The sequence below is a fragment of the Streptomyces lushanensis genome (assembly GCF_001700515.1).
Lineage (GTDB): Bacteria > Actinomycetota > Actinomycetes > Streptomycetales > Streptomycetaceae > Streptomyces > Streptomyces lushanensis.
Genome location: NZ_MAUD01000502.1, coordinates 1 through 588, shown reverse-complemented (window position 1 = coordinate 588; position 588 = coordinate 1). Strand labels below are relative to the sequence as shown.

The following is a 588-nucleotide window of genomic DNA, read 5'->3' as shown; positions in this document are numbered from 1 at the left end:
GAAGCAAGATGGGCTTCGCCGCGGCCGGTACGGTCGTGATCGCCGTCCTCATCGCGCTCACCCTGATCCCGGCGCTGCTCGGCTTCGCGGGCAACGACCGTACCGGCCGCGGCGAAGCCCATCTTGCTGAGCATCGGGATGTTGACCACGGCGAGACCGACCAGCGCAATGACGACCGTCAGACCCGCGAAGACCACGGCGGACCCGGCGGTGCCCACGGCCCGTCCCGCGGCCTCCTCGCGCTCTCTGCCCTCGGCNNAGCGCGTAGTCGATACCGACGGCGAGACCGATCATCATCGCGAGGGTCGAGGTGGTGGAGCCCAGGTCCAGGGCATTGGCGAGCGCGGTGATCGTGGAGATACCGATACCGACGCCGATGAGCGCGGTGAGCAGCGGAAGCCCGGCCGCGATCAGCGAACCGAACGTGATGACGAGCACCACCGCGGCGATGGCCACACCGATGATCTCGGTGGCACCGGTCTCCGGGGCCGCCTGGAGCGCGTCACCGCCGATCTCGACCGCCAGCCCTTGCGCCCGCGCGTCGGCGCCGGTCTCCTCCAACGCCGTACGGGTCTCGTCGGTCAGCTC

3 pseudogenes are annotated in these 588 nt (G+C 70.1%); 1 reads left to right on the top strand and 2 read right to left on the bottom strand.

The window, feature by feature from the left end:
* Positions 1-93: pseudogene (locus tag BFF77_RS37995) on the top strand (MMPL family transporter); the annotation flags it as partial.
* A 2-nt stretch (positions 94-95) separates the two neighbouring features.
* Here the strand turns inward: BFF77_RS37995 and BFF77_RS37335 are convergent.
* Together BFF77_RS37335 and BFF77_RS30445 are read right to left on the bottom strand one after the other, a co-directional pair.
* Positions 96-257 (bottom strand): annotated as a pseudogene (locus tag BFF77_RS37335) (MMPL family transporter); the annotation flags it as partial.
* Between the two features lie 2 nt (positions 258-259).
* Positions 260-588, bottom strand: a pseudogene (locus BFF77_RS30445) (MMPL family transporter); the annotation flags it as partial.